The 2644-nt window shown below is 67.5% G+C and carries 3 protein-coding genes; all 3 read left to right on the forward strand.

What is annotated here, in order from left to right; all coding sequences use genetic code 11:
* On the forward strand, window positions 1-834 hold an 834-nt coding region (locus tag GORHZ_RS05715), incomplete at its 5' end, for a molybdopterin dinucleotide binding domain-containing protein (protein ID WP_006331172.1).
* A complete protein-coding gene (gene nuoH, locus GORHZ_RS05720; protein ID WP_006331174.1) occupies window positions 831-2165 on the forward strand; it encodes an NADH-quinone oxidoreductase subunit NuoH in 1335 nt (444 codons plus the stop codon). The genes GORHZ_RS05715 and nuoH, both read left to right, overlap by 4 nt.
* On the forward strand, window positions 2158-2644 hold a 487-nt coding region (gene nuoI / locus GORHZ_RS05725; protein WP_006331175.1), incomplete at its 3' end, for an NADH-quinone oxidoreductase subunit NuoI. The genes nuoH and nuoI, both read left to right, overlap by 8 nt.

The raw sequence follows: 2644 nt of genomic DNA on the forward strand, positions 1-2644 counted from the left end.
ACGGTCTGGGAGGTGGACGACCTTCCGGCCCAACCCGGCCGTGACACCACCGCGATCCTGACGGCCGCACAGGCCGGGGATGTGGGTGCGTTGCTGATCGGGGGTGTCGAACTCGCCGATCTCCCGGATCCGGAGGCGGCGACGGCCGCGGTCACCGCGGCGGGATTCGTGGTGAGCCTGGAGATACGACGCAGCGCGGTCACCGACCACGCCGACGTGGTGTTGCCGGTGGCCGCGGTCGCGGAGAAATCGGGCATGTTCCTGGACTGGGAGGGACGCGCACGCCCCTTCGCCACCGCCCTGCCGGACACCGGCCGGCTGGCCGACCATCGGGTGTTGACCGCGCTGGCCCGGCAGATGGGCGTGACACTGCGCTGCGACGACCCGAAGACCATCCGCGGCGACCTCGAAAGGATCGGGGCGTGGCGCGGACCGCGCCGCGAGACCCCGGCCCGGGATTCCGCACCCGGCGCCTCCCGCTGGGCGCAACGGGTCGCGGTGCCGCGCGAGACCGATCGCGCGATCCTGGCGACCTGGCGGATGCTGCTCGACGCCGGGCGGCTCCAGGACGGCGAGCCCCATCTGGCCGGTACCGCCCACCGCCCGGTGGCGCGGATGTCGCCGGCCACCGCGGCGGGCATCGGCGCCGTCGACGGCGTACCCGTCGACATCTCCACCGACCACGGCATCATCACCCTGCCCCTGACGATCACCGACATGCAAGACGCGGTGGTGTGGGTGCCGATGAACGCGCCCGGCTCGGGGGTCCACGAGCACCTCGGTGCCCGCATGGGTGACGTCGTGAGGATCGCAGCGAATCCGGAGGCCCGATGACCACCTACGTGTCGGCGACCGACTTCCCCACCCTGGCCGACTTCGGCCACGACCCGTGGTGGCTGATCGTGATCAAGGCGGTCGCGGTCTTCGCGTTCCTCATGGCCAATCCGCTCGCCGCGATCCTCATCGAACGAAAGGTGATGGCGCGCATGCAGACCCGGATCGGCCCCAACCGGGTTGGTCCGCGAGGTCTGCTGCAGAGCCTTGCCGACGGGGTGAAACTGGCGTTGAAGGAGGGCATCGTCCCGTCCGGCGTGGACAAACTCGTCTACATCATCGCGCCGATCATCGCGGTGGTACCGGCGGTCATGGCGTTCGCGGTGATCCCGTTCGGTCCGATGGTGTCGGTGTTCGGTCAACAGACGCCTTTGCAGCTCACCGACCTGCCCGTCGGTGTGCTCTACGTCCTGGCGGTCACCTCCGTCGGGGTCTACGGAATCGTGTTGGCGGGCTGGTCGTCGGGGTCCACCTACCCGCTCCTCGGCGGGCTGCGGTCCACCGCACAGGTGATCTCGTACGAGATCGCCATGGGTTTGACCTTCGCCGCGGTGTTCCTGGATGCGAGCACCATGTCGACATCGGGCATCGTCGCCGCGCAGCAAGATCACTGGTACGTGCTGCTGTTGTTGCCGTCGTTCGTCATCTACGCCATCTCGATGGTCGGCGAGACCAACCGCGCCCCGTTCGACCTGCCCGAGGCCGAGGGCGAACTCGTCGGCGGATTCCACACCGAGTACTCGTCGTTGAAGTTCGCGATGTTCATGCTCGCCGAGTACATCAACATGGTCACCGTCTCCGCGTTGGCCACCACGCTGTTCCTCGGCGGCTGGCAGGCGCCGTGGCCGGTCAGCATCATCGACGGGGCCAACTCCGGCTGGTGGCCGATCCTGTGGTTCACCATCAAGGTCTGGGTGTTCCTGTTCATCTTCATCTGGCTGCGCACCAGCCTGCCGCGCCTGCGCTACGACCAGTTCATGAACCTGGGCTGGAAGGTGCTGATCCCGATCTCGCTGACCTGGGTGATGGTGGTGGCCCTCATCCGGATGGCGGTCGGTACCTCCGACGACGACGATCTCGCGCGGTCGCTGATCTCCGCCGGCGCCGGGCTGGTGGTGACCGCGCTGATCGGGTACGCCATCTGGCATCTGATGCGGCTACCGAAGGCGCCTGAGGTGGCCTCGATACGCGGCTCCTCCGTCGCGGCGCGACCCGCATTCGACCCGATGGCCGGCGGCTTCCCGGTGCCGCCGTTACCCGGTCAGACCATACCCGGGCGTTCCGCCGCGCAACCTCCGTCCGACTCAGCGAAGGAGACGACCGATGCCTGATTTCCTGAAGCCGATCAGCGGTCTCGGGGTGACGTTCTCATCGATGTTCGCCCCCACCATCACCGAGCAGTATCCCGAGCAGAAGGAGCCCACCGCTCCGCGTTATCACGGCCGCCACCAGCTCAATCGGCATCCTGACGGTCTGGAGAAGTGCATCGGCTGCGAGTTGTGCGCGTGGGCCTGCCCTGCGGACGCGATCTACGTGGAAGGCGCCGACAACTCCGAGGACGAACGTTATTCACCCGGGGAACGTTACGGCCGCGTCTACCAGATCAACTATCTGCGCTGTATCGGCTGCGGGTTGTGCATCGAGGCGTGCCCGACCCGGGCACTGACGATGACCAACGACTACGAACTCGCCGACGACAACCGCGCCGACCTCATCTACGAGAAGGACCAGCTGCTCGCGCCGCTCGAACCGGGAGTCACACCCGCGCCGCATCCGATGGCACCGGGTTCGACCGAGGAGAACTACTACC

This window comes from Gordonia rhizosphera NBRC 16068 (assembly GCF_000298195.1).
GTDB lineage: Bacteria > Actinomycetota > Actinomycetes > Mycobacteriales > Mycobacteriaceae > Gordonia > Gordonia rhizosphera.

What these genes read in the sequence shown, in the direction of transcription:
- nuoH (WP_006331174.1), top strand. Translation starts at nt 831, where the DNA reads ATGACCACCTACGTGTCGGCGACCGACTTCCCCACCCTGGCCGACTTC.